The sequence below is a fragment of the Clavibacter phaseoli genome (genome assembly GCF_021922925.1).
GTDB classification, from domain to species: Bacteria; Actinomycetota; Actinomycetes; order Actinomycetales; family Microbacteriaceae; genus Clavibacter; species Clavibacter phaseoli.
On the sequence record NZ_CP040786.1, the window covers coordinates 1,422,712 to 1,445,297 of the forward strand.

A 22,586-nucleotide genomic window follows, 5' to 3' on the forward strand; every position below is an offset into this window, starting at 1 on the left:
CCCGCACGGGCGGCACCGACGCACGAGGGAAGGCACGACGATGAGCGACCACGACGAGGACCGGGCAGCGGGCTGGCGCTTCGAGACGCAGCAGATCCACGCGGGGGCGGCGCCGGATCCGACCACCCACGCGCGCGCCACGCCGATCTACCAGACGACGTCGTACGTGTTCGACGACTCCCAGCACGCGCAGGACCTCTTCGCGCTGGCGCAGCCGGGCAACATCTACACGCGGATCATGAACCCGACGCAGGCCGTCGTCGAGGAGCGCATCGCGGCCCTCGAGGGCGGCACGGCCGCGCTCCTCGTCGCCTCCGGGCAGTCGGCGTCCACCTTCGCGGTGCTCAACATCGCGCAGGCGGGCGACCACATCGTCTCGAGCTCCTCGATCTACGGCGGCACGTACAACCTCTTCAAGTACACGCTCGCGAAGCTCGGGATCGAGACGACCTTCGTGGAGGACCAGGACGACCCCGCGGCCTGGGCGCGCGCCGTCCGGCCGAACACCAAGCTCTTCTTCGCGGAGACGATCGGCAACCCGCGCATCAACATCCTCGACATCCGCGCCGTCGCGGACGCGGCGCACGAGGCGGGCGTGCCGCTCATCGTCGACAACACGATCGCGACGCCGTACCTGATCCGCCCCTTCGAGCACGGGGCCGACGTCGTGGTGCACTCGGCCACCAAGTTCCTCGGCGGCCATGGCACCGTCATCGGCGGCCTCGTCGTGGACGGCGGCCGGTTCCCGTGGTCGCGGCACGGCGAGCGCTTCCCGGGCCTCACCACGCCCGACCCGTCGTACCACGGCGTCACGTTCACCGAGGCCCTCGGCGACGGCGTCGCGTACATCACCAAGGCGCGCGTGCAGCTGCTGCGCGACCTCGGCGCGTCCATCGCCCCGGCGAGCGCCTGGCAGCTCATCCAGGGCATCGAGACGCTGAGCCTCCGGATCGAGCGGCACGTGCAGAACGCGCAGGCGGTCGCGGAATGGCTCGACGCGCACGAGGACATCGCGGACGTCTACTACGCGGGCCTGCCGACGAGCCCCTCGTACGCGGCCGCGAACCGGTATGCGCCGCACGGCGTCGGCGCGGTGCTCTCCTTCGAGCTCAAGGGCGGGGTGGACGCGGGGCGCGCGCTCGTCGACTCGCTGCAGCTGTTCAGCCACCTGGCGAACATCGGCGACGTGCGGAGCCTCGTGATCCACCCGGCGTCGACGACCCACGCGCAGCTGACGCCCGAGCAGCAGCTGACGGCCGGCGTCACGCCCGGCCTCGTGCGCCTGTCGGTCGGCCTGGAGAGCATCGACGACATCATCGACGACCTCGCGGCCGGGCTCCGGGCCGCGCGCGCGGTGAAGGACGCCGCGATCGACAGGTCGCTGCAGGGCGCCGGGCCGACCGGGGCGTAACACTCGGGCGCGCGTCCGCCGCGGGTGCTTCACTGATCGGGATGGACTGGCAGACACCCGAGGACACCGTCCCGTCGAGCCTCGTGACGGACGCGCAGATCCGCTCCCTGATCGGCCGCCCGCCCGCGTCGGGCGCGTGGCGCGAGGGCGACCCCGTCGCCGACCGCCTCTTCGCCTCGGTCGGCGCGATCGACCTGGAGGCGGGCGGGCGGATCCCGTCGGTGCGCGTCGCGTACGAGACCTTCGGCGAGCGCGACCCGGACGGCGGCAACGCCGTGCTCGTGCTGCACGCGCTCACGGGCGACAGCCACCTCCGCGGACCCGCGGGCCCAGGCCAGCCGACGGGCGGCTGGTGGGCGGGCATCGTGGGGCCCGGACTCGCGATCGACACCGACCGCTGGTTCGTCGTCGCCCCGAACATGCTCGGCGGCTGCCAGGGGACGACCGGCCCCGCGTCCCTCGCGCCCGACGGCGCCGAGTGGGGCGACCGGTTCCCCTACATCACCATCCGCGACCAGGTGGCGGTGCAGGCCGCCCTCGCGGACGCGCTCGGCATCGACGTGTGGGCCGCGGTGGTGGGCGGGTCCATGGGCGGGATGCAGGCGCTCGAGTGGGGCGCGGGGTTCCCCGACCGGATGCGCCGGCTCGCGATCCTCGCGGCCCCCGCCATCGCGAGCGCCGACCAGATCGCGCTGAACTCCGTGCAGGCCGAGGCGATCCGCATGGACCCCGCCTACCGCGACGGCGACTACTTCGACGCGGCCGACGGCGACGGCCCGCACCGCGGCCTCGCGCTCGCGCGCCGCATGGCGCTCCTCAACTACCGGAGCCCGGACGAGCTCAACCAGCGCTTCGCGCGGTCCTGGCAGAGCGGCATCAGCCCCATGGGCGACGAGGGCAGGTACGCGGTGGAGTCGTACCTCGACTTCCACGGGAACAAGTTCACCCGGCGCTTCGACGCGACCAGCTACATCCGCCTCATCGACGCCATGAGCTCGCACGACGTGGGCCGCGACCGCGGCGGCGTGGAGACCGCGCTCGGGCGGGTGCGGGCGGCGACGCTCGTGGTCGGCATCGACAGCGACCGGCTCTTCCCGGTGCCGGACCAGCGGCTCATCGCGCGGGCCGTGCCCGGGTCGATCGACGGCGGCGAGGTCGTGGTGATCTCCTCCGACTACGGCCACGACGGGTTCCTCATCGAGAACGAGGCCGTGGGCCGGGAGCTCGCGCGCCTGCTCGACGCTGACGCCGACGCCGACGCGTAGGAGCGCCCCAGTCCGGGGGTGAGTTCCGCCCGCGGCATCGCCTCGCGACATCATGCGTTCCTATGCTTCCCCTGGGAGCACGCCGCCGCCTCCGGGCACCGGCGTACGAGGGGAGCACCGATGAGCCGACGTCCGCTGCACGCGACGGGCCAGGGCCAGCGGGTCCGCGTGGCGCTGGTCGACGACCACGTCCTGCTGCTGGACGGCCTGAGCGCCCGGCTCTCCCGGCCCCGCACCGGCGTCGAGGTCGTCGCGACCTCGCCCACGTGGAGCGGGCTCGTGCGCGACGAGCGCTTCCCGGACGCCTTCGACGTCGTCGTCCTCGACCTGGCGCTGCGCGACGAGGTCCCCGTGGCGCAGAAGATCCGCACGCTGACGGGCGCGGGCCTCACGTCCGTGCTGCTGAGCACGCACGCCGACCCGTCGACCATCCACGGCGCCATGCGCGCGGGCGCGTCCGCGGTGGTGCCCAAGGCGGAGTCGTCGGAGGAGCTGATCGCGAGCATCCACGCGGCCGCCGACGGCACGCCCCGGCAGTCCGCGCTCGTGCAGCAGGCGATGCAGGACTTCCACGCCGAGGAGGATCCGCGCCTCGGCCAGCAGGAGCAGCGCGCGCTCGTGCTCTACGCCGGCGGGCGGTCGATCCGCGACGTGGCGGAGGCGATGAGCACGACCGAGGAGACCGTCAAGTCGTACATCAAGCGCGGACGCCGCAAGTACCTGCACGCGGGGACGGACCTCGGGACGAAGCTCCTGCTGCGGCGTCACGCCATCCGGCACGGCTGGATCGCGCCGGAGTAGGGCGCGCCCCGCAGCCCGTCGGGTCGGACGGCGGGCGATCCTACGGCATGTGGACAATCGCCCCGCCGCATCACCTCGTCGTGACAGGGGCGTGACCGACGCGCCTAGGATCGGAGGCACACCGAGCGCACGCCACCGGCGTCGGCGCACTCCGAGCGGGGACCCGATGGATCGCATGAAGCGCGAGCGCGAGCGCCTGCTGCAGCGGACCGCACGCGTGTACGGCCTCAGCTTCACCGCGGTCGCGGTCGCCTGCATCCTGCTGCCCGGCGAGATCCCGGTGCCCGCGGCGGCCGGCAGCGTCGCCCTCCTCGCCGTCCTCGCCGTCGCCCAGTGGCGCATCGGGACGGACGCGCGCGTGAGGTGGATGCTCGTCGTGCTCGTCGCGGGGATCGCGGCGATGGTCGTCGCGCAGCTCGGCGGGCGCTCCGCGTCGTCCCTCACCGCGCTCACCCACATCTCCGCCGGCGCCATCGGGTCGCTCGCTCTCCTGGAGACCATCCGCCCGGGCCGGCTCCGCGTCGTCGCGGCCGCGTTCGCGCTCACCAGCGCCGTCGCCGTCGGCGTGTCCTGGGGCACCGCCGCCTTCCCCTACGTCGTGCTCGTGCACGTGTTCGGCTGGCTGCTCGCCGCGATCCTCGGCTACTGGCTGAGCGTGGCCGTGCGCCGTGTCGGCCGCCGCATCACCGACATCGGGCGCGCGCACCGCGCCGAGCGCATGGCGAGCGAGCTCGAGGCGCAGCGGCGCCAGGGCGCCCGGCTCCTGCACGACACCGTGCTGGCGACCCTCACGCTCCTCGCGCACTCCGGCGTCGGCGTCACGCCGCAGGCCATGCGCCAGCAGGCCGCCGACGACGCGCGCCTCCTCCGCCAGCTGCGCCTCGGCGCGAATCCCACCCCGCAGGCATCGGGCGGCTACACCCTGGAGCCCGTCGAGCAGTCCGTCCTCGGCAACACCCTGGAGTCGGTCAAGCAGCGCTTCGGCCGGATGGGCCTCGAGGTGAGCTGGCACGGGACCGGGCAGGTCCTGCTGCCGAGCGACATCCTCGACGCCTTCCTCCTCTCCCTCGCGGAGTGCCTGGAGAACGTGCGGCGGCACGCGGGCGTCACCGAGGCGCACGTGACGATCACCGACGACGACACCACCGTGCGCGCGATGGTCACGGACGCCGGCGTCGGCTTCGACCTCGCGCACGTGGACCAGGCGAAGCTCGGCTTCAAGGAGTCGGTCGTGGCGCGCCTCACCGACGTCGGCGGCAACGCCCGGCTGTTCTCCTCCCCCGGCTCCGGCACCACGGTCGTCCTCGAGGTGCCCAAGTGAGCGTCCGCGCGGAGGGCGCCGCGCCGCGCACGAGCCGTCGAATCCGGCTGCCCGCGGGCACGCCGGCGCAGCCGTCGATCGGCCTCGGCTACCTGGGCGCGGGATCCGCGGTCGTCTGCGCCATCGCCATGGGGTACGGCCTGGTCCGCTTCGCGCTCGACTACCGGATCATGCCGTCGCCCGGGCTCACCGCGACCGCGTGGATCCTCCTCGTCGCCCTCCTCGCCGCGGTCGTCGTGGCCATCCGCGCCCTCCGCGACCGTCTGCCGGGGCCGCTCATGGCCGTCTTCGTGACGGGGCTCGCGCTCGTGGTCGCGCTCGACCTGGCGGCGGTGTGGCCCCTCGGCGACGTGATGCAGCACGCCACGGCCGGCATCGCGGCGGGCGCGGCGCTCCTCACCACGGTCACGTACCGCCCGGCGCGCGAGGTGCTCGCGGTGGACGCGGCCCTCGGCATCGTGCTCCTCCTCGTCTTCCTGTTCTCGGATCCCGTGCTCCCCGGCGACCTCGCCCCCGAGATCTCGGCGATCGCCCGCGCGGTCGTGCCCGCGGCGTTCGGCGTGACGGTCGTCCGCGGGTTCCGGCGCGTGACGGAGATGGAGCTGGACCGCGTCCTGGTGCAGAGCACCGTGTCCGCGCCGCGCTACGCCGTCGGCATGATGGCCTCCGAGGAGCTCGCGCGCCTCGACCTGGCCGCGGAGCAGCTCCTCGACGACGTCGCGAACGGGCGCGAGCCCCTCCCCCTGTCGCCCCTCGCCGCCTCGACGGCCGCGTCGCTCGCCACCGAGCTGCGGCTGCACCTGATCGAGGGCCGGCGCGAGACGTGGCTGCACCACGCCATCACGGAGTCGGAGTTCCTCGGGCCCGACGTCACGCTCAGCGACCCGAACGCCCTCGCCGGCCTCCTCGACCGCCGCCAGCGCGACGGCCTGCTGTCCGCGGTGTGGCTCCTGCTCACCTCGACGGAGCGCCGGAACGGCGCGCCCGAGGTCTCGGTGCAGCTCGCGCTCGGACCGCTCCGGGGACGGCCGCCCGGCGCGCAGCCCGTGCCGCTGCGCCGCGCCGTCGTGCCCATCGTCGTCACGACGACGGGGCTCCCCCGCACCCGACTGGATCCCTCGACGTGGGATGCTATCGACAAAGTCGGCACGCACACCGAGAGCACCCGCGGTGCGAGCCTGCTGATCACCATCGACTGCGTAGTGGACAACCCCGCCGACCGGTGAGGGCCACGCACAAGGACCGGAGAGCACGTGTCAGCTGAGAACCGACCGATCACCCTCGCCATCGTGGACGACCACAGGATGCTGCTCGGGGCCCTGACCGAGTGGATCCGCAACGCCGCGTCCGACATCGAGATGGTCGCCGCCGTGTCCACCTGGCCCGAGCTGCTGACGCACCCGCGGTTCCCCGTCGACGTGGTCCTGCTCGACCTCGACCTCAAGGACAACCTCCCGATCTCGCTGAAGATCGCGACCCTCAAGACCACCGGCGTCAAGACCGTGCTCATGAGCACGTACTCGGAGCCGAACGTGGTGCGGGAGGCCCTCGCGTCCGGCGCCCTCGGCTACCTCGTGAAGAGCGAGGACGCCAGCATGATCGTCGACGCCATCCGCCTCGCGGCCGACGGCCAGTCGTACATCTCCGCGGAGCTCGACCTCGCCATCAACAGCACCGACGTCGGCGGCGTGCCGAAGCTCAGCGCGCAGGAGCGACGGGTCATGGCGCTCTACGGCGGCGGCGAGCCCGTCAAGTCGGTGGCCTACAGCCTCGGCATCTCCGAGGAGACGGCGAAGTCGTACCTCAAGCGGATCCGCGAGAAGTACCGCGTCGCGGGCTTCGACGTCGGCACCAAGGTGGCGCTGCGGAAGCGCGCTATCCAGGACGGCATCCTGCTCCAGGGCGAGTAGCCGGACGGGTCGCCGGCCGTGCGCCCGGCTCAGCCGCCGAGCGCGATCGGCTGCGTGGTGGGGCGGCCGCCGTCCGCCGCCCGGCGGGACGCGCGTCGGTGCCGGTCGAGCCCGAAGCTCGCCAGCGCGATGAGGAGGCCGGCGACGCTGAGCCCGACGCCCACGAGCGCGGGCGACGTGTAGCCGAGCCCCGCCGCGACCGTCACCCCGCCGAGCGCCGCGCCGACCGCGTTGCCCGTGTTGAGCGCCGAGTGGTTGAGCGCCGCGGCGATGGACTGCGAGTCGTGCGCCACGTCCATCAGCCGGATCTGGATCCCGGGCGACAGCGCCGCCGCGGACCCGCCGATGAGGAACAGGAACGCGAACAGGCCGACCGGGTTCGACGCGGTGAGCACGAGACCCACGAGCGACGCGATCAGCAGGCCGAAGAGGGAGAGCAGCGCGGTCCGCACGTCGCGGTCCGCCCACCAGCCGCCCGCGAGGTTGCCGACCGTCATGCCGAGTCCCACGACCACGAGCGCGAGCGGCACCGACCACTCGGGCAGCCCTGTCACCTCGGTCACCATGGGCGACACGAACGTGTAGACGGCGAAGAAGCCGCCGAAGCCGATCGCGCCGATGAGGAGCGCGAGCCAGACCTGCAGCCGCGTGAACGCGCGGAGCTCGCGCCGGAGCGTGGCCTCGGGGTTGCCGTCCTGCGCCGGCACGGCCAGGGACACGGCCACGAAGGTGGCGGCGAAGATCGCGGCGACGACGAGGTAGGCGACGCGCCAGCCGGCGTTCTGCCCGATCCACGTGACGATGGGCACGCCGATCACGTTCGCGATGGTGAGCCCGGCCAGGACGAACGCCACTCCTCGGGCGCGCTTGCCCTCCCCCATGAGCTGCGCGGCGACGAGCGAGGCGATGCCGAAGTAGGCGCCGTGCGGCAGGCCGGCGACGAAGCGCGCGACGACGACGAGGCCGAAGCTCGGGAGGATCGCGCTGAGCACCGTGCCGAGCGTGAAGGCCAGGAGCAGCCAGAGCAGCAGCTTCCGCCGCGGCGCCCGGGCGGACGCCGCCGCGATGGTCGGCGCGCCCACCACGACGCCGAGGGCGTAGGCGCTGATCAGGGTACCGGCCTGCGCGTTGGCGGCCTCCGTCGAGCGCGCGGCCACGTCGGGCAGCAGGTCGGCCGCGAGCTGCGGGAGGAGCCCCATCGCGACGAACTCCGTGGTGCCGATGGCGAACCCGCCCATCGCGAGGGCGAGCAGGGCGATGCGGACGCGGGCCGGCGACAGGGTCGCCCGCCCGGAGGAGGGGGGATTCACCCGACGAGCCTACCGGCGGTCGGGATCCGGCCCGGGCATCGTCCCCCGCGGTCAGGCGTCGGTGCCGCGCGCCTCGAGGGCCTGCTCCAGGCGGTCGAGCTTGCCCGTCAGCTCGCCCTCGTAGCCGGGGCGGATGTCCGCCTTCAGCACGAGCGAGACGCGCGTGCCGAAGGGCGCGACGCCCTCGGTGGCGCGGCGGACCACGTCGAAGACCTCGTCCCAGTCGCCCTCGATCGTGGTGAACATGGCGTCGGTGCGGTTCGGCAGGCCGGATGCGCGGACGACCGCGACCGCGGCGGCCACGGCGTCGTGGACGGAGGCGTCGGGCGCGTCGCCCCCGCTGGGTGCGACGGAGAAGGCGACGAGCATGGGGACCCCCGGTGGTCGACGGCGGCGGTGGTCCGGGCGGGCGCCCGGCCGGCGTCCGGCTGTGCGCCCAGGCTATTCGACGCGCCGACGTCACGGGAGGTCACACGGCGGGGCCGCGTCGTGCCGCGCGTCGCACGATCCGGCAGGCTGGCGGTCTGCCCGACCCTACCCCCGCGTGATCCAGGAGTGCCCGTGTCCCGACCCCGTCCCGCCCGCCTGCGCCAGGCCGCCGCCCTCGTCGCCTCGATCGCGGCGGCCATCGCCCTCGGCGGCTGCGCGGCCGGATCCGGGGAGGACGGCACGCCGGCCGCCGCCGGCTACGTCGCGGACGGGAAGCTCACCGTCGCGACGGGCGAGTTCGCGTACTCGCCGTGGGTCATCGACGACGACCCCGCGTCCGGGAAGGGCTTCGAGTCCGCCGTCGCCTACGCGGTCGCCGACCGGCTCGGCTTCGCGGCCGACGACGTGGAGTGGGTGCGCACGAGCTTCGACGCCGCCATCGCGCCCGGCCCCAAGGACTTCGACCTCAACCTGCAGCAGTTCAGCATCACCGACGACCGCCGCCAGGCCGTCGACTTCTCGACGCCGTACTACGAGACGACGCAGGCGGTGGTGACGGTCGAGGGCTCGCCCGCCGCCGACGCGGCGTCGCTCGCGGACCTCCGGGACCTCGTCGTCGGCGCCCAGACGGGGACCACGAGCTTCCAGGCGGCCGAGGCGCACATCCAGCCGACCTCCGGCGTGCAGGCGTTCACGTCCAACGACGACGCCAAGCTCGCGCTCCAGAACGGGCAGATCGACGCCCTGGTCGTGGACCTGCCCACCGCGTTCTACCTCACGAGCGCCGACCTCGAGGGCGGCGTGCTCGTGGGGCAGCTCCCCAGGGCGGAGGGCGAGGAGGGCGACGAGTTCGGCATCGTGCTGCCGCTCGGGTCGAGCCTGACCACCGACGTGAGCGGCGCGGTCGACTCCCTGCGGGCCGACGGCACGCTCGACGAGCTCGCGACCACCTGGCTCGCCTCCGACGACACCGCCCCCGTGCTCGGCTAGTGCCGGGCCCGCACGCGTCCCCGTCCGCGCACTCCCCCAGCCCGCTCGAGCTCGACCGACGCCGCTACCGCCGCCGTCAGGGCACGCGCAGCGTCCTCGTCAGCCTCGCGAGCACGCTGGCCCTCGCCGCCCTGGTGTGGGTCGTCGTCGTGGACACCCCGGGGTGGGCACGCGTCCAGCAGCAGTTCCTGGACCCGGGCGTGCTCGTCGACGCGTGGCCGCGCGTGTTCGCGGGGCTCCTCCTCAACCTGCGCGTGCTCGTCGCCGCGGCGATCGGGGTGCTGGTCCTCGGGCTCGCGCTCGCGATCCTCCGCACCCTCCGGGGTCCGGTCCTGTTCCCGCTGCGCGCGCTGGCGGCCGCGTACACCGACTTCTTCCGCGGCATCCCGCTCATCATCGTGCTGTACGTCGTCGGCTTCGGGATCCCCGGCCTGCAGCTCACGCCCCGGCTCCCCGCGGAGGTGTGGGGCACGATCGCGCTGGTGCTCGTCTACTCGGCCTACGTGTCCGAGGTGATCCGCGCGGGCATCGACGCCGTCCACCCGTCGCAGGTCATGTCGGCGCGCTCCCTCGGCCTCACGCGCGGGCAGGCGCTGCGCGTGGTGATCCTCCCCCAGGCCGTCCGCAAGGTCACGCCCGCCCTGATGAACGACTTCGTCGCGATGCAGAAGGACGTCGGCCTGGTCAGCGTCCTCGGAGCCGTCGACGCCGTGCGGGCGGCGCAGCTCGAGACCGCGGCCGCCTACAACTTCACGCCGTACGTGCTGGCCGGGCTGCTGTTCGTGCTGCTGGCCGTCCCGACCATCCGGCTCACCGACTGGTACGCCGCGCGCGTGCGCCGCCGCGAGCAGGGGGAGACGGCATGAGCGAGGTGCTGCGCCTGGAGGGCATCCGGAAGTCCTACGGCGGGACCGAGGTGCTGCGGGGCGTCGACCTCCGCGTCGACTCGCACGAGATCGTCGCGCTCATCGGCGCGAGCGGCTCCGGGAAGTCGACCCTGCTCCGCACGATCAACCTCCTCGAGCGCATCGACGACGGCAGGGTCCTGCTGGCGGGCGACGACATCAGCGATCCCCGCGTCGACGCCGACCGCGTGCGCGCCCGCATCGGCGTCGTCTTCCAGCACTTCAACCTGTTCCCGCACCTCACGGTGCTCGACAACGTGACGCTCGCGAGCCGCCGGGTCCTCCGCCGCGGGCGGGGCGAGAGCGAGGAGCGGGCCATGGCCCTCCTCGACCGCGTGGGCCTCGTCGACCGGGCCGGCTCCTACCCGGACCGTCTGTCGGGCGGGCAGCAGCAACGGGTCGCGATCGCCCGGGCCGTCGTGACCGAGCCGGAGCTGCTGCTGCTCGACGAGATCACGAGCGCCCTGGATCCCGAGCTCGTCGGCGAGGTCCTCGACCTCGTCCGCGTCATCGGCGCCACCGGCACCACCATCGTCATGGCGACCCACGAGATGGGCTTCGCCCGCCAGGTCGCCCACCGGGTGGTGTTCCTCGACGGCGGGGTGGTCGTCGAGGAGGGCACGCCCGCGGAGGTCTTCGACGCGCCGCGCGAGCCGCGCACGCGCGAGTTCCTCCGACGGCTCGCGGGCCCGGACGCCCCCTGAGTCGGCCTCGCCGGCCTGTGGACGACGCGTCGGGTCCGGCCCGCGTCTCCGTCAGACTCCCCCGGTAATTGAGTGTTCAAGCTCCGGAGGCCGCTCGTGCCGGCGTCCGGTCGACGGAGGGAAGCCACGAGCATGGACAAGAAGACGAAAATCACCATCGGGGTCGCGGGCGGCGTGGTCGTCCTCGTCGGCGCATTCGCGGCGTTCGGCGGACCGATCTACAAGCAGCTGGCGGGCACTCCCGACGCCGCCCCCACCCTCGCGTCGACGCCCGCGGCGGGCGGCGCGATCGGCGACCTCACCGGCGAATGGACCGTGGGCGGGTCGTCCTACGCCGGCTACCGCGTCGACGAGGTGCTCAACGGCACGCCGGTCACGGTCAACGGCCGGACAGACGCCGTCACGGGCGACATCACGATCGCCGGATCCCAGGTCACGGAGGGCACCATGACAGTCGACGTGACGAAGATCGCGACCGACCAGCCGCCGCGCGACGCGTACTTCCAGGACGAGGCCATGAAGACGGGCGACTTCCCGACCGCCACCTTCACGCTCACGCAGCCGATCGCCGCCGACGGGGTCGAGGCCGGCGTCCCGGCGACGTACGACGTGACCGGCGACCTGACCCTGCACGGCGTGACGAAGAGCGTGACCGCGCAGATGCAGGCGTCGTTCACGTCCGACGGCGGGCAGATCGTGGGCTCGATCCCCATCACGTTCCAGGACTTCGGCGTGCAGGCGCCGAGCCTCGGCTTCGTGACGGTCGAGGACCACGGCTCGGTCGAGTTCTCGCTCGACGTCGCGAAGGCCTAGGCGCCGGATCCCTCCAGCGCCTCGCGCACGGCCCTCGGCATCGCCTCGGCGACGTCGAGGGCCGTGATCGGTCCGCCGCCGGACGCGATGTCGCCGGCGCGACCGTGCAGCCACGCGGCGGCCGCGGCGACGTCGGCGAGGACCGCGAGGGGATCCGCCGCGTCGGGGATCCGCGCCGACGCCCCCGCGACCAGGGACCCGAGCACGCCGCCCAGGACGTCGCCCGAGCCCGCCGTCGCGAGCCACGGCGTCCCCGCGCGCACCGCGATGCGCGTCCCACCGCCGACCACGTACGTGGTCGCGCCCTTGAGGAGCACGCACACGCCGAGCTCCTGCGCCGCCCGCTCGGCCCAGCCCGGGGCGTCCGCGGCGATCTGCTCCGCCGACGCCTCGATGCCGGCGCCGTCGAGCAGCCGGGACAGCTCGCGGAAGTGCGGCGTGACGACGACGGGGCCGGTGGCGCGACCCACGAGGTCGAGGGCACCCGCGTCGACGACGGCCGGCAGCCCCTGCCGGAGCGCCGCCGTGATGGCGTCGGTCGCGGCGTCGTCGCGATGCGCCTGGTCCATGCCGGATCCGACGAGCCACGCCTGCACGCGCCCGTCGGCCGTGACGACCTCGGGGCGGCGGGCCAGCACCGAGGCGGACGCGCCCGCGGGGCCGAGGTAGCGGATCATGCCGACGCCCGTGCGCGCGGCGGCCTCGACGCCGAGGACCGCGGCGCCCGGGTAGCGGTCGGAGCCCGTGCGGACGCCCAGCACGCCGCGCGTGTACTTGTCGTCGTCGTCCCGCGGGAGGCGGATCGCCCGGCGCGTGCGCTCGGCGTCCTGCCGGATCCAGCCGTCGGGTGCGTGGTCGTCCTGCGCGTCGCTCATGCCCTCACGATAGGCGCGCGGGAATGCGGCGGCCGCGCCGGGCCTTGGGTCCATGAGGCCGACGACGCCCTCCGCCCGTCCCCGCGCGCCGCGCCTCCCGAGAGGAGCCGAGCGGCCGCCCGCCTGGAAGGATCCCCATGACCACGTCCCCGCTCTTCGAGCCGATCACCGTCCGCGGCGTCACCGCCCGCAACCGCATCTGGGTCGCGCCCATGTGCCAGTACAGCATCGACGCGCGCGACGGCGTCCCGGGCGCATGGCACCTCGCGCACCTCGGCTCGTTCGCCCGCGGCGGCGCGGGACTCGTGATGGCGGAGGCCACGGGCGTGAGCCCCGAGGCGCGCATCACGCCCGAGGACACCGGCATCTGGGACGACGTTCAGCGCGACGCGTGGGCGCCGATCGTCGACTTCATCCACTCGATGGGCGCGGTCGCCGCGATCCAGCTCGCGCACGCCGGCCGCAAGGCCTCCACCTACTCGTTCTCGGGCCGCGGCACGATGCCCGCCGAGGAGGGCGGCTGGGAGACCGTCGCCCCGTCGGCCGAGCCGTTCCCCGGGTATGGCACGCCCGTCGCGCTCGACGCCGACGGGATCCGCAAGGTCGTCGACGACTTCGCCGCGGCCGCCCGCCGCGCGGTCGACGCCGGCTTCGACGTGCTCGAGCTCCACGCCGCGCACGGCTACCTCCTGCACCAGTTCCTCTCGCCCCTCAGCAACCACCGCGACGACGAGTTCGGCGGCAGCCTGGAGAACCGGGCGCGCCTGCTGCTCCAGGTGATCGACGCCGTGCGCGCCGAGGTCCCCGACGCGCCGCTCCTGGTGCGCTTCTCCGCCACCGACTGGGCGGGCGACGCCGGCTGGGACGAGCAGCAGACCGCGACCGTCGCCGCATGGGCCGCCGAGCACGGCGCCGACTTCTTCGACATCTCCACGGGCGGCAACACCACGGGCGTCACGATCCCCGTCGCGCCCGGCTACCAGGTGCCCTTCGCCGAGTACGTGAAGGAGCACGCGAAGGTCGCGCTCAACGCCGTCGGCCTCATCACCGAGCCCGCGCAGGCGGAGGCGGTCGTCGCCGAGGGCCGCGCGGACGCCGTCATGCTCGGCCGCGAGATGCTCCGCGACCCGCACTTCGCGCTGCGGGCCGCGCACGCGCTGGGCGTCGAGATCGACTACTGGCCCAAGCAGTACGACCGCGCGCGCTGGGCGGCCTGACCCTCCACGCCACAGCACGACGGCCCGGCATCCCCCTGGGGTGCCGGGCCGTCGTGGTGCGCGGGCGGGTCAGACCCGTCGGGTCGCGTCCTGCACCTCGCCGACGAGCTCCTCGATGATGTCCTCGAGGAACAGCACGCCCGTGGTCTCGCCGGCCTCCGTGAAGGCGCGGGCGAGGTGGGCGCCGGAGCGGCGCATCATCGCCAGCGCGTCCTCGAGCTCGGTGCCCTCGAAGACCGACACGAGCTGGCGGATCCGCTTGGCCGGCACCGGGCGCACGAACTCGTCGGCCTCGTCGAGGTCGATGACGTCCTTGAGGTGCAGGTAGCCGGTCGGCTCCCCGGCCTCGTCGACGATCACGTACCGCGAGAAGCCGTGCCGGGCGACGGCGCGCTCGACCTCGGACGGCGACGCGGTCTCGGGCAGGCTGACCAGGGCGCCCAGCGGGATCGCGATGTCCTGCACCTTCTTCCCCGTGAACTCGAACGCCGCGGTGAGCGCGCCCGTCCGGTCCTCCAGCAGCCCCTCGCGGGTCGACTGGTCGACGATGCCCTGCACCTCGTCGAGCGTGAACGCGCTCGCGGCCTCGTCCTTCGGCTCGACCTTGGCCAGGCGGAGCACGGCGTTCGAGATCGCGTTGAGGGCCACGATGAGCGGCTTCACCACGCGCGCGATCCCCACGAGCGGCGGCGCGAGCAGCAGGGCCGCCCGGTCCGGCACCGAGAACGAGATGTTCTTCGGCACCATCTCGCCGAGCACCACGTGCAGGAACGACACGATGAGCAGCGCGATGACGAACGCGATCGTGGAGATCGCCTCCTCCGGCAGCCCGGTGGCCCCCAGCGGGATCTCCAGCAGGTGGTGGATCGCCGGCTCGGACACGTTGAGGATCAGCAGCGAGCACACGGTGATGCCGAGCTGCGTCGTCGCGAGCATGAGCGTCGCGTGCTCCATGGCGAAGAGCGTGATGCGCGCGGCGCGGCTGCCCTCCTCCGCCCGGGGCTCGATCTGCGACCGCTTCGCGGAGATGACCGCGAACTCGGCGCCGACGAAGAAGGCGTTGACGGCGAGCAGCACGACGAGCGCGATGATCCCCCCGGCGTACTCACCCACGGGACGGCTCCTTCCTCATGGCGGCGCGTTCCGCGTCCGCCTGTCGTCCGGCCTCGCGGTCGGCCTGGCGCTCGGCCTGGCGGTCCGCCTGGCGCTCGGCCCGCGTGGTGCCCACCGCGGTGGCGACGGGCTCGGGGACGGGCGTGAAGCGGATCCGGTCGATGCGCCGGCCGTCGAGCCGCTCGACCCGCAGCGTGCCGGTCTCGAGCTCCAGCTCGTCGCCGACCACGGGCAGGCGGCCGAGCTCGCTCATGACGAAGCCGGCCGCGGTCTCGTACGGGCCCTCGTCGGGGATCCGGAGACCCGTGCGCTCGAGGAGCTCGTCGGGACGGAGCATGCCGGGGAAGGTGAGCGAGTCGCGCGAGCGGACGACGCCGGCGCGCGTGCGGTCGTGCTCGTCGGCGAGCTCGCCGACCAGCTCCTCGACCAGGTCCTCGAGGGTCGCGACCCCGGCGGTGCCGCCGTACTCGTCGACGACGACCGCCATCTGGAACCCGCGGCCGCGCAGCTCGCCGAGCAGGTCGTCGAGCTTCATGGTCTCGGGCACGCGGATCGCCTCGGACTGCAGCGCGGTGACGGGCACCAGCGCGCGCTTCTCGCGCGGCACGGCCACGGCCTGCTTCACGTGCACGAGGCCGATGACGTCGTCGACGCCGTCGTCCGTCACGGGGAAGCGCGAGTAGCCCGTGGTCATGGCGAGCTCGATCACGGTCTGCGCGCTGTCGGTGCGCTCGACCGACTTCACGCGGAGCCGCGGCGTCATGACGTCGGACGCCGTGAGGTCGGCGAAGCGCAGCGTGCGGCTGAGGAGCATCGCCGTGTCGTCCTCGAGGAGGCCGGCGAGCGCGGAGCGGCGGACGAGCGAGGACAGCTCCTCGGCGCTCCGGGCGCCCGACAGCTCCTCCTTGGGCTCGATGCCGACGAGCCGGAGGATCCCGTTCGCGCTGTTGTTGAGCAGCAGCACGGCGGGCTTGAAGACCGTGGTGAACAGGGTCTGGAACGGGATCACGAGCTTGGCCGTCTCGCGCGGCAGGGCCAGCGCGAAGTTCTTCGGCACGAGCTCGCCGACGATCATCGACAGGAGCGTCGCGACGACGAGCGCCACGACGGTCGACACCGGGGAGACGAGGCCCTCGGCGAGCCCCGCGGACGTGAGAGGCCCGGTGAGCAGCAGGCTCAGCGCCGGTTCCATCGTGTAGCCGGTGAGCAGCGTCGTCAGCGTGATGCCGAGCTGGGCGCTGGAGAGGTGGGTCGAGGTGATGCGGAGGGCGCGGATGGGCGGGCCGAGCCGCTTCTCGCCGCGCTCCTGGCGCTTCTCGAGGTCGGAGCGGTCGAGGTTGACGAGCGCGAACTCGCTGGCCACGAAGAGGCCGGTGCCGAGGGTCAGGACGAGACCCGCGGCGAGGAGGAGCCATTCATTCACCGGGGCGGCTCCCGGGCGCCGGGCGCACGGCCGGCTTCAGTCGGAGGGGCGCGCGCGGCGGGGGTCTATGAGCAGGAGGGGGGTCGTCCATCGTCCGTCGAGCATACCGGGGCTCACCAGCCGACCGGCAGGGGCTTGCCCTCCTCGTAGCCCGCCGCGGACTGGATCCCGACGGCGGCGCGCTCCGCGAACTCCTCGCGCGTGCGCGCCCCGGCGTACGTGAACGCGCTCCGGACGCCGGAGGTGATCGTGTCGAGCAGGTCCTCGAGTCCGGGGCGGAGCGGGTCGATGCGGATCCGGCTCGTCGAGATCCCCTCCGCGAAGAGCGTGCGCCTGGCCAGCTCGAACGCCTCGCGCCGGCCGAACCGCTCCTGCACGGCGCGCGTGGACGCCATGCCCCAGCTCTCCTTGGCGAGCCCGCCGTCGTCGTCGACGAGGAGGCGCCCGGGCGACTCGACGGTGCCCGCGAACCAGGATCCGATCATCACGCTCGCGGCGCCCGCGGCGAGGGCGAGCGCCACGTCGCGCGGGTACCGCACTCCCCCGTCCGCCCAGACGAGCGCGCCGGCGGCGCGGGCCGCCTCGGCCGTGTCGAGCACGGCGGAGAACTGGGGCCGGCCGACCGCGGTCATCATGCGGGTGGTGCACATGGCGCCGGGGCCGACGCCGACCTTGACGATGTCGGCGCCCGCCTCGACGAGGTCGCGCGCGCCCTCGGCGGTCACGACGTTGCCGGCCACGAGGGGCACGCGCGGGTCGAGGGCGCGCACGTCGCGGATCGCGCGGAGCATCGCCTCCTGGTGCCCGTGCGCCGTGTCGAGCACGAGCACGTCGACCCCGGCAGCCAGCAGCGCGCGGGCGCGGCCGACGGGGTCGCCGTTGACGCCGACCGCGGCGCCGACCGCGAGGCGCCCGTGCCCGTCGAGCGCGGGCGCGTAGACGGTGGAGCGCAGCGCGCTGCGGCGGCTGAGGGTGCCGACCAGGCGGCCGTGGGCGAGCACGGGCGCGAAGTCGATGCCGGCGGCGTGCATCAGCTCGAACGCCGCGCGGCCCGTGGGCACGTCGTCGGCGTCGAGGGAGGCGAGCGCGCCGTGCGGGAGGTCGCCGAGCCGCGTGCCGTCGGGGACGCCGGCGAGCTGCGTGCCCTCGAGGCAGCCGACCATCTCCCCGTCCGCGTCGCGCAGCACGATGCCGTGGCCGGCGATGGGCGGAAGGAGCTCGCGCGCCTGCCCCGCGGTCGCGTCGGGCGGCAGCTCGAGCGGCGAGTCGTAGGCGACGGGCTGGTCCTTGACCCGGCGGATCGCGGCGTCCAGCTCCTGCGGGCGGAGGTCCTGCGGCAGGATGCCGATGCCCCCGCGCCGGGCGAGCACGGCGGCCAGCCGCGGGCCGGTGACCGAGCCCATGTTGCTCGCGACCACCGGGATGGTGCACGGCGTGCCGTCGCCGGGCGCGAGGTCGACGTCCATCCGGCTCGCGACGTCGGACCGGCCGGGGCTCAGGAACACGTCCGAGTACGTCAGGTCATGGGCGGGAGCCTCTCCGGTGAACCTCATGCCCCGACGGTAGCCCCGCCGTCCGGGCCCGCACCAGGCCGGTGGCCCGCGCGGCTTCCGACGCGCCGCTCCCGGCGGCCCGACCGGGGGAAGGTTTAGGCTGGGTGATCGTGGACGCGCGGCACGCGAACGGGCCGCGCGAGGCAGACGACCAACAGCAAGAGAGCGGGCGATCAACTGTGTCGAGCCAGGTGACTGGTACGGGGACCGATGACGGTTCCACGGGCGACTTCGGAGCCAACGAGTGGCTCGTCGACGAGATGTACGAGAGGTTCGTGGTCGACAAGGACTCCGTCGACCGCAGCTGGTGGCCGATCCTGGAGAACTACCACACCACCGTGATCGAGGGCCGCGAGGCGACGCCGGCCACCGGCGACCAGACCGCCGAGGCGCAGATCCCGGACGCGGCGAGCACCTCGGCCCCCGCGACGACCAACACGGGGGCCCCGGCATCGACGCCGTCCCCCGCGGCCGCCGGCCAGCCCGACGCGCAGGCGCAACAGCCCGCCACCGGATCCCAGCCCGCCGCGCGCACGACGAGCATCGCCCCCAAGCAGCAGCCCATCCCCGCCCAGGCGCCCGCGAAGGCACCGGCGAAGAAGGGCCAGGAGCCGACGCCGCCCGGCGAGGACGAGGTCTCGCCCCTCCGCGGCATGGCGAAGTCCCTCGCGACCAACATGGACGCGTCGCTCACCATCCCGACCGCGACCAGCGTCCGCACCATTCCCGCGAAGCTGATGATCGACAACCGCATCGTCATCAACAACCACCTGAAGCGCGCCCGCGGCGGCAAGGTCTCCTTCACGCACCTCATCGGCTGGGCGCTCATCCAGGCGCTCAAGGAGTTCCCGAGCCAGAACGTGCACTACGACGAGGTCGATGGCAAGCCCAGCGTCGTCTCCCCCGCGCACATCAACCTCGGCATCGCGATCGACATGCCGAAGCCCGACGGCACGCGCGCGCTCCTCGTCCCGAGCATCAAGGGCGCCGAGGCCATGACCTTCGGCGAGTTCCTGCAGGCGTACGAAGAGCTGGTGAAGAAGGCGCGCGGCAACAAGCTCGCCGCGGGCGACTTCGCCGGCACCACCATCTCGCTCACGAACCCCGGCGGCATCGGCACCGTCCACTCGGTCCCCCGCCTCATGAAGGGCCAGGGCGCCATCATCGGCGCCGGCGCGCTCGAGTACCCGGCCGAGTTCCAGGGCTCCTCCCCCAAGACGCTCGTGGAGCTCGGCATCGGCAAGACCATCACGCTCACGAGCACCTACGACCACCGCGTCATCCAGGGCGCGGGCTCCGGCGAGTTCCTCAAGATCGTGCACGAGCGCCTCATCGGCCAGCACGGCTTCTACGAGGACATCTTCGCGGCGCTCCGCATCCCGTACGACCCGATCCAGTGGGCCACCGACATCAACGTCGACCTCTCCGAGCGGGTCTCCAAGACCAGCCGCGTGCAGGAGCTCATCAACGCGTACCGCGTCCGCGGGCACCTCATGGCGGACATCGACCCGCTCGAGTACCAGCAGCGCACGCACCCGGACCTCGAGATCACGAACCACGGGCTCACGTTCTGGGACCTCGACCGCGAGTTCGTCACCGACGGCTTCGGCGGCCGGCGCCAGGCGCTCCTGCGCGACGTCCTCGGGATCCTGCGCGACTCCTACTGCCGCACCATCGGCATCGAGTACATGCACATCCAGCAGCCCGACGAGCGCCGCTGGATCCAGGGCAAGGTCGAGCAGCCCTACGCGAAGCCCACGCACGACGAGCAGATGCGCATCCTCTCGAAGCTCAACGAGTCCGAGGCGTTCGAGACGTTCCTGCAGACCAAGTACGTCGGCCAGAAGCGCTTCAGCCTCGAGGGCGGCGAGTCCACCATCTCCCTCCTGGACACGCTGCTCCAGGGCGCGGCGGACCACGGCCTCGACGAGGTCGCGATCGGCATGGCCCACCGCGGCCGCCTCAACGTCCTCACCAACATCGCGGGCAAGAGCTACGGCCAGATCTTCCGCGAGTTCGAGGGCACGCAGGACCCGCGCACCGTCCAGGGATCCGGCGACGTGAAGTACCACCTCGGGACCGAGGGCACGTTCCGCGGCGTCCACGGCGAGGAGATGCCGGTGTACCTCGCGGCGAACCCGTCGCACCTCGAGGCCGTCAACGGCGTGCTCGAGGGCATCGTCCGCGCCAAGCAGGACCGGAAGCCCATCGGCTCGTTCTCCGTCCTGCCGATCCTCGTCCACGGCGACGCCTCGATGGCCGGCCAGGGCGTGGTCTTCGAGACCCTGCAGCTCTCGCAGCTGCGCGCGTACCGCACGGGCGGCACGGTCCACATCGTCATCAACAACCAGGTCGGCTTCACCACGCCGCCGTCGGAGTCCCGCTCGTCGGTGTACTCGACCGACGTGGCCAAGAGCATCCAGGCGCCGATCTTCCACGTGAACGGCGACGACCCCGAGGCCGTGGCCCGCGTCGCGCACCTCGCCTTCGAGTTCCGCCAGGAGTTCAAGAAGGACGTCGTCATCGACCTCGTCTGCTACCGCCGTCGCGGCCACAACGAGGGCGACGACCCGTCGATGACGCAGCCCCTCATGTACAACCTCATCGAGGCCAAGCGCTCGGTGCGGAAGCTGTACACGGAGGCGCTCGTCGGTCGCGGCGACATCACGCAGGAGGAGTACGACGCGGCGCAGAAGGACTTCCAGGACCGCCTGGAGCGCGCCTTCGCCGAGACGCACGCGGCGCAGACCTCGTCCATCCCGATCCAGACCGACGACGCCGGCGCGGTCGCGGACCTCGAGCGCCCCGACTCCCAGCAGGACGACGGCCACGGCGAGCCCGAGACCACGGGCGTCTCCGAGTCCGTGATCCACGCTGTCGGCGATGCGCACGACAACCCGCCGCAGGGCTTCTCCGTTCACCCGAAGCTGCAGGCGCTCATGCGCAAGCGGCTCGAGATGAGCCGGAGCGGATCCATCGATTGGGCCTTCGGCGAGCTCCTCGCCATCGGCTCCCTGCTGCTGGAGAACACGCCCGTCCGCCTCGCCGGCCAGGACTCGCGCCGCGGCACGTTCGTCCAGCGCCACGCGGTGCTGCACGACCGCGACAACGGCCAGGAGTGGCTGCCCCTCGCGAACCTCAGCGACCGGCAGGCCCGGTTCTGGATCTACGACACGCTGCTCAGCGAGTACGCGGCGATGGGCTTCGAGTACGGCTACTCGGTCGAGCGGCCCGACGCGCTGGTCCTGTGGGAGGCGCAGTTCGGCGACTTCGCCAACGGCGCGCAGACGATCATCGACGAGTTCATCTCCTCGGCCGAGCAGAAGTGGGGCCAGCGCTCGAGCGTCGTGCTGCTGCTGCCGCACGGCTACGAGGGCCAGGGTCCCGACCACTCGTCCGCGCGCATCGAGCGGTTCCTGCAGCTGTGCGCCGAGCAGAACATGACGGTCGCGCGTCCGTCGACGCCCGCGTCGTACTTCCACCTGCTGCGCCGCCAGGCGTACTCCCGACCCCGCCGCCCGCTCGTGGTCTTCACGCCGAAGGCCATGCTGCGGCTGCGCGGTGCCACGAGCGACGTCGAGGCCTTCACCTCGGGTCGCTTCGAGCCGGTGATCGACGACGTCCGCATCCAAGACCGCGGTGCCGTGCGCCGCGTGCTGCTCCACTCCGGCAAGGTGCACTACGACCTGCTGGGCGAGCTGGAGAAGCGTCAGGACACGTCCATCGCGCTCGTGCGGCTCGAGCAGTTCTACCCGTTCCCCGAGGAGCAGGTGCGCCGCGTCGTCGAGTCGTACCCGGACGCCGAGGTTGTCTGGGTGCAGGACGAGCCCGAGAACCAGGGCGCATGGCCGTTCGTGCACGTCGAGCTCGGCCGGGCGATCCCCGACCGCCCGGTGCGCGTCGTCTCCCGCCCGGCCGCCGCGTCGCCGGCCGCCGGCTCGAGCAAGCGCCACGCGACCGAGCAGTCGGACCTGATCGCGCGGGCCACCGCGGAGTGATCCGCGCGGGCTCGCGCCCGGCATGACGAGAGGCCCGGTCCCCAGGGGATCGGGCCTCTCGTCATGCGGCGGCCGCGTCGCCGCGCGCGTCGGCCGGCCGTCAGCCGAGCTTCGAGTAGCGGATGCCGGACGCGTGGTAGCCGCGGCGGGCGTAGAAGCGCGTGACGTTGTCGCGCGCCGCCGCGGAGGTCGCGAGGAACCGCGTCGCGCCGTGCTCGCGCGCCCACGCCTCGTAGTGGCGGATGAGGTCGGAGCCGATGCCGCCGGCCTGTCGACCCTCGCGCACCACCAGGATGATCAGCTGCGCGATGGGCTCGTCGTCGGCGAGGCCCCACATCAGGTGCCCGCCCGCGAGCCCGGCGATCTCACCGGCGTCGTCGCGGACGACCCACGTCTCGTGGCCGGCCGCGGCGGTCATGCGCGAGAGCCGTGCCGCGACGCGCTCCTCGTCCACCTCGTAGTCGAGCAGCCGGAGCAGCTCGACGATGACGGTGAGGTCGGACGGGGAGGGCGTCCCGAGGGACTGGATCGCGTTGGTCACGTCCCGA

The 22,586-nt window shown here is 73.3% G+C and carries 19 protein-coding genes; 12 read left to right on the plus strand and 7 right to left on the minus strand.

Features of this window, described 5'->3' with window-relative positions:
- The first annotated feature begins 40 nt into the window (after positions 1 to 40).
- The 6 genes from FGI33_RS06615 (at position 41) to FGI33_RS06640 (ending at position 6,708) form a co-directional block, all read left to right on the plus strand.
- The gene (locus FGI33_RS06615; RefSeq protein ID WP_119434168.1) at positions 41 to 1,411 is read left to right on the plus strand and encodes a bifunctional o-acetylhomoserine/o-acetylserine sulfhydrylase; all 1,371 of its coding nucleotides are present in this window, start codon (positions 41 to 43) and stop codon (positions 1,409 to 1,411) included.
- Positions 1,412 to 1,452: 41 nt separating this feature from the next.
- Positions 1,453 to 2,676, plus strand: coding sequence for a homoserine O-acetyltransferase MetX (gene metX / locus FGI33_RS06620; RefSeq protein WP_119434167.1), 1,224 nt, complete (start codon positions 1,453 to 1,455; stop codon positions 2,674 to 2,676).
- Between the two features lie 120 nt (positions 2,677 to 2,796).
- Positions 2,797 to 3,477, plus strand: a complete 681-nt coding sequence (locus tag FGI33_RS06625) for a response regulator transcription factor (RefSeq protein ID WP_119434166.1) — start codon at positions 2,797 to 2,799, stop codon at positions 3,475 to 3,477.
- A 166-nt stretch (positions 3,478 to 3,643) separates the two neighbouring features.
- On the plus strand, positions 3,644 to 4,798 hold the full coding sequence (locus FGI33_RS06630; protein ID WP_119434165.1) for a sensor histidine kinase: 1,155 nt from the start codon (positions 3,644 to 3,646) through the stop codon (positions 4,796 to 4,798).
- Positions 4,795 to 6,024, plus strand: coding sequence for a hypothetical protein (locus FGI33_RS06635; RefSeq protein WP_119434164.1), 1,230 nt, complete (start codon positions 4,795 to 4,797; stop codon positions 6,022 to 6,024). Before FGI33_RS06630 ends, FGI33_RS06635 begins: the two co-directional genes overlap by 4 nt.
- Positions 6,025 to 6,102: 78 nt before the next feature.
- The gene (locus FGI33_RS06640) at positions 6,103 to 6,708 is read left to right on the plus strand and encodes a LuxR C-terminal-related transcriptional regulator (protein WP_228503762.1); all 606 of its coding nucleotides are present in this window, start codon (positions 6,103 to 6,105) and stop codon (positions 6,706 to 6,708) included.
- Positions 6,709 to 6,737: 29 nt separating this feature from the next.
- On the opposite strand, the gene FGI33_RS06645 is transcribed toward FGI33_RS06640, so the two are convergent.
- The gene (locus FGI33_RS06645; RefSeq protein ID WP_119434162.1) at positions 6,738 to 8,018 is read right to left on the minus strand and encodes an MFS transporter; all 1,281 of its coding nucleotides are present in this window, start codon (positions 8,016 to 8,018) and stop codon (positions 6,738 to 6,740) included.
- Between the two features lie 51 nt (positions 8,019 to 8,069).
- On the minus strand, positions 8,070 to 8,387 hold the full coding sequence (locus FGI33_RS06650) for a thiamine-binding protein (RefSeq protein WP_119434161.1): 318 nt from the start codon (positions 8,385 to 8,387) through the stop codon (positions 8,070 to 8,072).
- Positions 8,388 to 8,579: 192 nt separating this feature from the next.
- On the opposite strand from FGI33_RS06650, the gene FGI33_RS06655 reads away from it, so the two are divergent.
- The 4 genes from FGI33_RS06655 (at position 8,580) to FGI33_RS06670 (ending at position 11,859) form a co-directional block, all read left to right on the plus strand.
- Positions 8,580 to 9,437, plus strand: coding sequence for an ABC transporter substrate-binding protein (locus tag FGI33_RS06655; protein ID WP_237582417.1), 858 nt, complete (start codon positions 8,580 to 8,582; stop codon positions 9,435 to 9,437).
- On the plus strand, positions 9,437 to 10,303 hold the full coding sequence (locus FGI33_RS06660) for an amino acid ABC transporter permease (protein WP_119435267.1): 867 nt from the start codon (positions 9,437 to 9,439) through the stop codon (positions 10,301 to 10,303). The genes FGI33_RS06655 and FGI33_RS06660 overlap by 1 nt, the downstream gene beginning before the upstream one ends.
- On the plus strand, positions 10,300 to 11,046 hold the full coding sequence (locus tag FGI33_RS06665; RefSeq protein WP_119435268.1) for an amino acid ABC transporter ATP-binding protein: 747 nt from the start codon (positions 10,300 to 10,302) through the stop codon (positions 11,044 to 11,046). Before FGI33_RS06660 ends, FGI33_RS06665 begins: the two co-directional genes overlap by 4 nt.
- Before the next feature lie 132 nt (positions 11,047 to 11,178).
- Positions 11,179 to 11,859 carry a YceI family protein gene (locus FGI33_RS06670; protein WP_119435269.1) on the plus strand — a complete coding sequence of 227 codons (681 nt, stop codon included), beginning with the start codon at positions 11,179 to 11,181 and terminating at the stop codon, positions 11,857 to 11,859.
- On the opposite strand, the gene FGI33_RS06675 is transcribed toward FGI33_RS06670, so the two are convergent.
- Positions 11,856 to 12,734, minus strand: coding sequence for an ADP-dependent NAD(P)H-hydrate dehydratase (locus tag FGI33_RS06675; RefSeq protein WP_420022558.1), 879 nt, complete (start codon positions 12,732 to 12,734; stop codon positions 11,856 to 11,858). The genes FGI33_RS06670 and FGI33_RS06675 overlap by 4 nt on opposite strands.
- A 137-nt stretch (positions 12,735 to 12,871) precedes the next feature.
- Here FGI33_RS06675 and FGI33_RS06680 point away from each other — a divergent pair, with 137 nt between their 5' ends.
- Positions 12,872 to 13,951 (plus strand): NADH:flavin oxidoreductase/NADH oxidase, encoded by a 1,080-nt coding sequence (locus FGI33_RS06680; protein ID WP_119434900.1) that lies wholly within the window; start codon positions 12,872 to 12,874, stop codon positions 13,949 to 13,951.
- A gap of 69 nt (positions 13,952 to 14,020) precedes the next feature.
- Here FGI33_RS06680 and FGI33_RS06685 read toward each other — a convergent pair whose 3' ends face one another.
- The 3 genes from FGI33_RS06685 to guaB1 form a co-directional block, all read right to left on the minus strand.
- Complete coding sequence (locus FGI33_RS06685) at positions 14,021 to 15,064, minus strand: hemolysin family protein (protein WP_086520499.1); 1,044 nt, start codon at positions 15,062 to 15,064, stop codon at positions 14,021 to 14,023.
- Positions 15,057 to 16,487: a hemolysin family protein gene (locus tag FGI33_RS06690; protein ID WP_119434901.1), complete on the minus strand. Its 1,431-nt coding sequence runs from the start codon at positions 16,485 to 16,487 to the stop codon at positions 15,057 to 15,059. Before FGI33_RS06690 ends, FGI33_RS06685 begins: the two co-directional genes overlap by 8 nt.
- Positions 16,488 to 16,600: 113 nt before the next feature.
- The gene (gene guaB1, locus FGI33_RS06695; protein WP_237582419.1) at positions 16,601 to 18,040 is read right to left on the minus strand and encodes a GMP reductase; all 1,440 of its coding nucleotides are present in this window, start codon (positions 18,038 to 18,040) and stop codon (positions 16,601 to 16,603) included.
- A gap of 179 nt (positions 18,041 to 18,219) precedes the next feature.
- Here guaB1 and FGI33_RS06700 point away from each other — a divergent pair, with 179 nt between their 5' ends.
- Positions 18,220 to 22,038, plus strand: coding sequence for a multifunctional oxoglutarate decarboxylase/oxoglutarate dehydrogenase thiamine pyrophosphate-binding subunit/dihydrolipoyllysine-residue succinyltransferase subunit (locus tag FGI33_RS06700; protein WP_119434474.1), 3,819 nt, complete (start codon positions 18,220 to 18,222; stop codon positions 22,036 to 22,038).
- Between the two features lie 100 nt (positions 22,039 to 22,138).
- On the opposite strand, the gene FGI33_RS06705 is transcribed toward FGI33_RS06700, so the two are convergent.
- Positions 22,139 to 22,579, minus strand: a complete 441-nt coding sequence (locus FGI33_RS06705; RefSeq protein ID WP_094115595.1) for a GNAT family N-acetyltransferase — start codon at positions 22,577 to 22,579, stop codon at positions 22,139 to 22,141.
- Positions 22,580 to 22,586 lie beyond the last annotated feature (7 nt).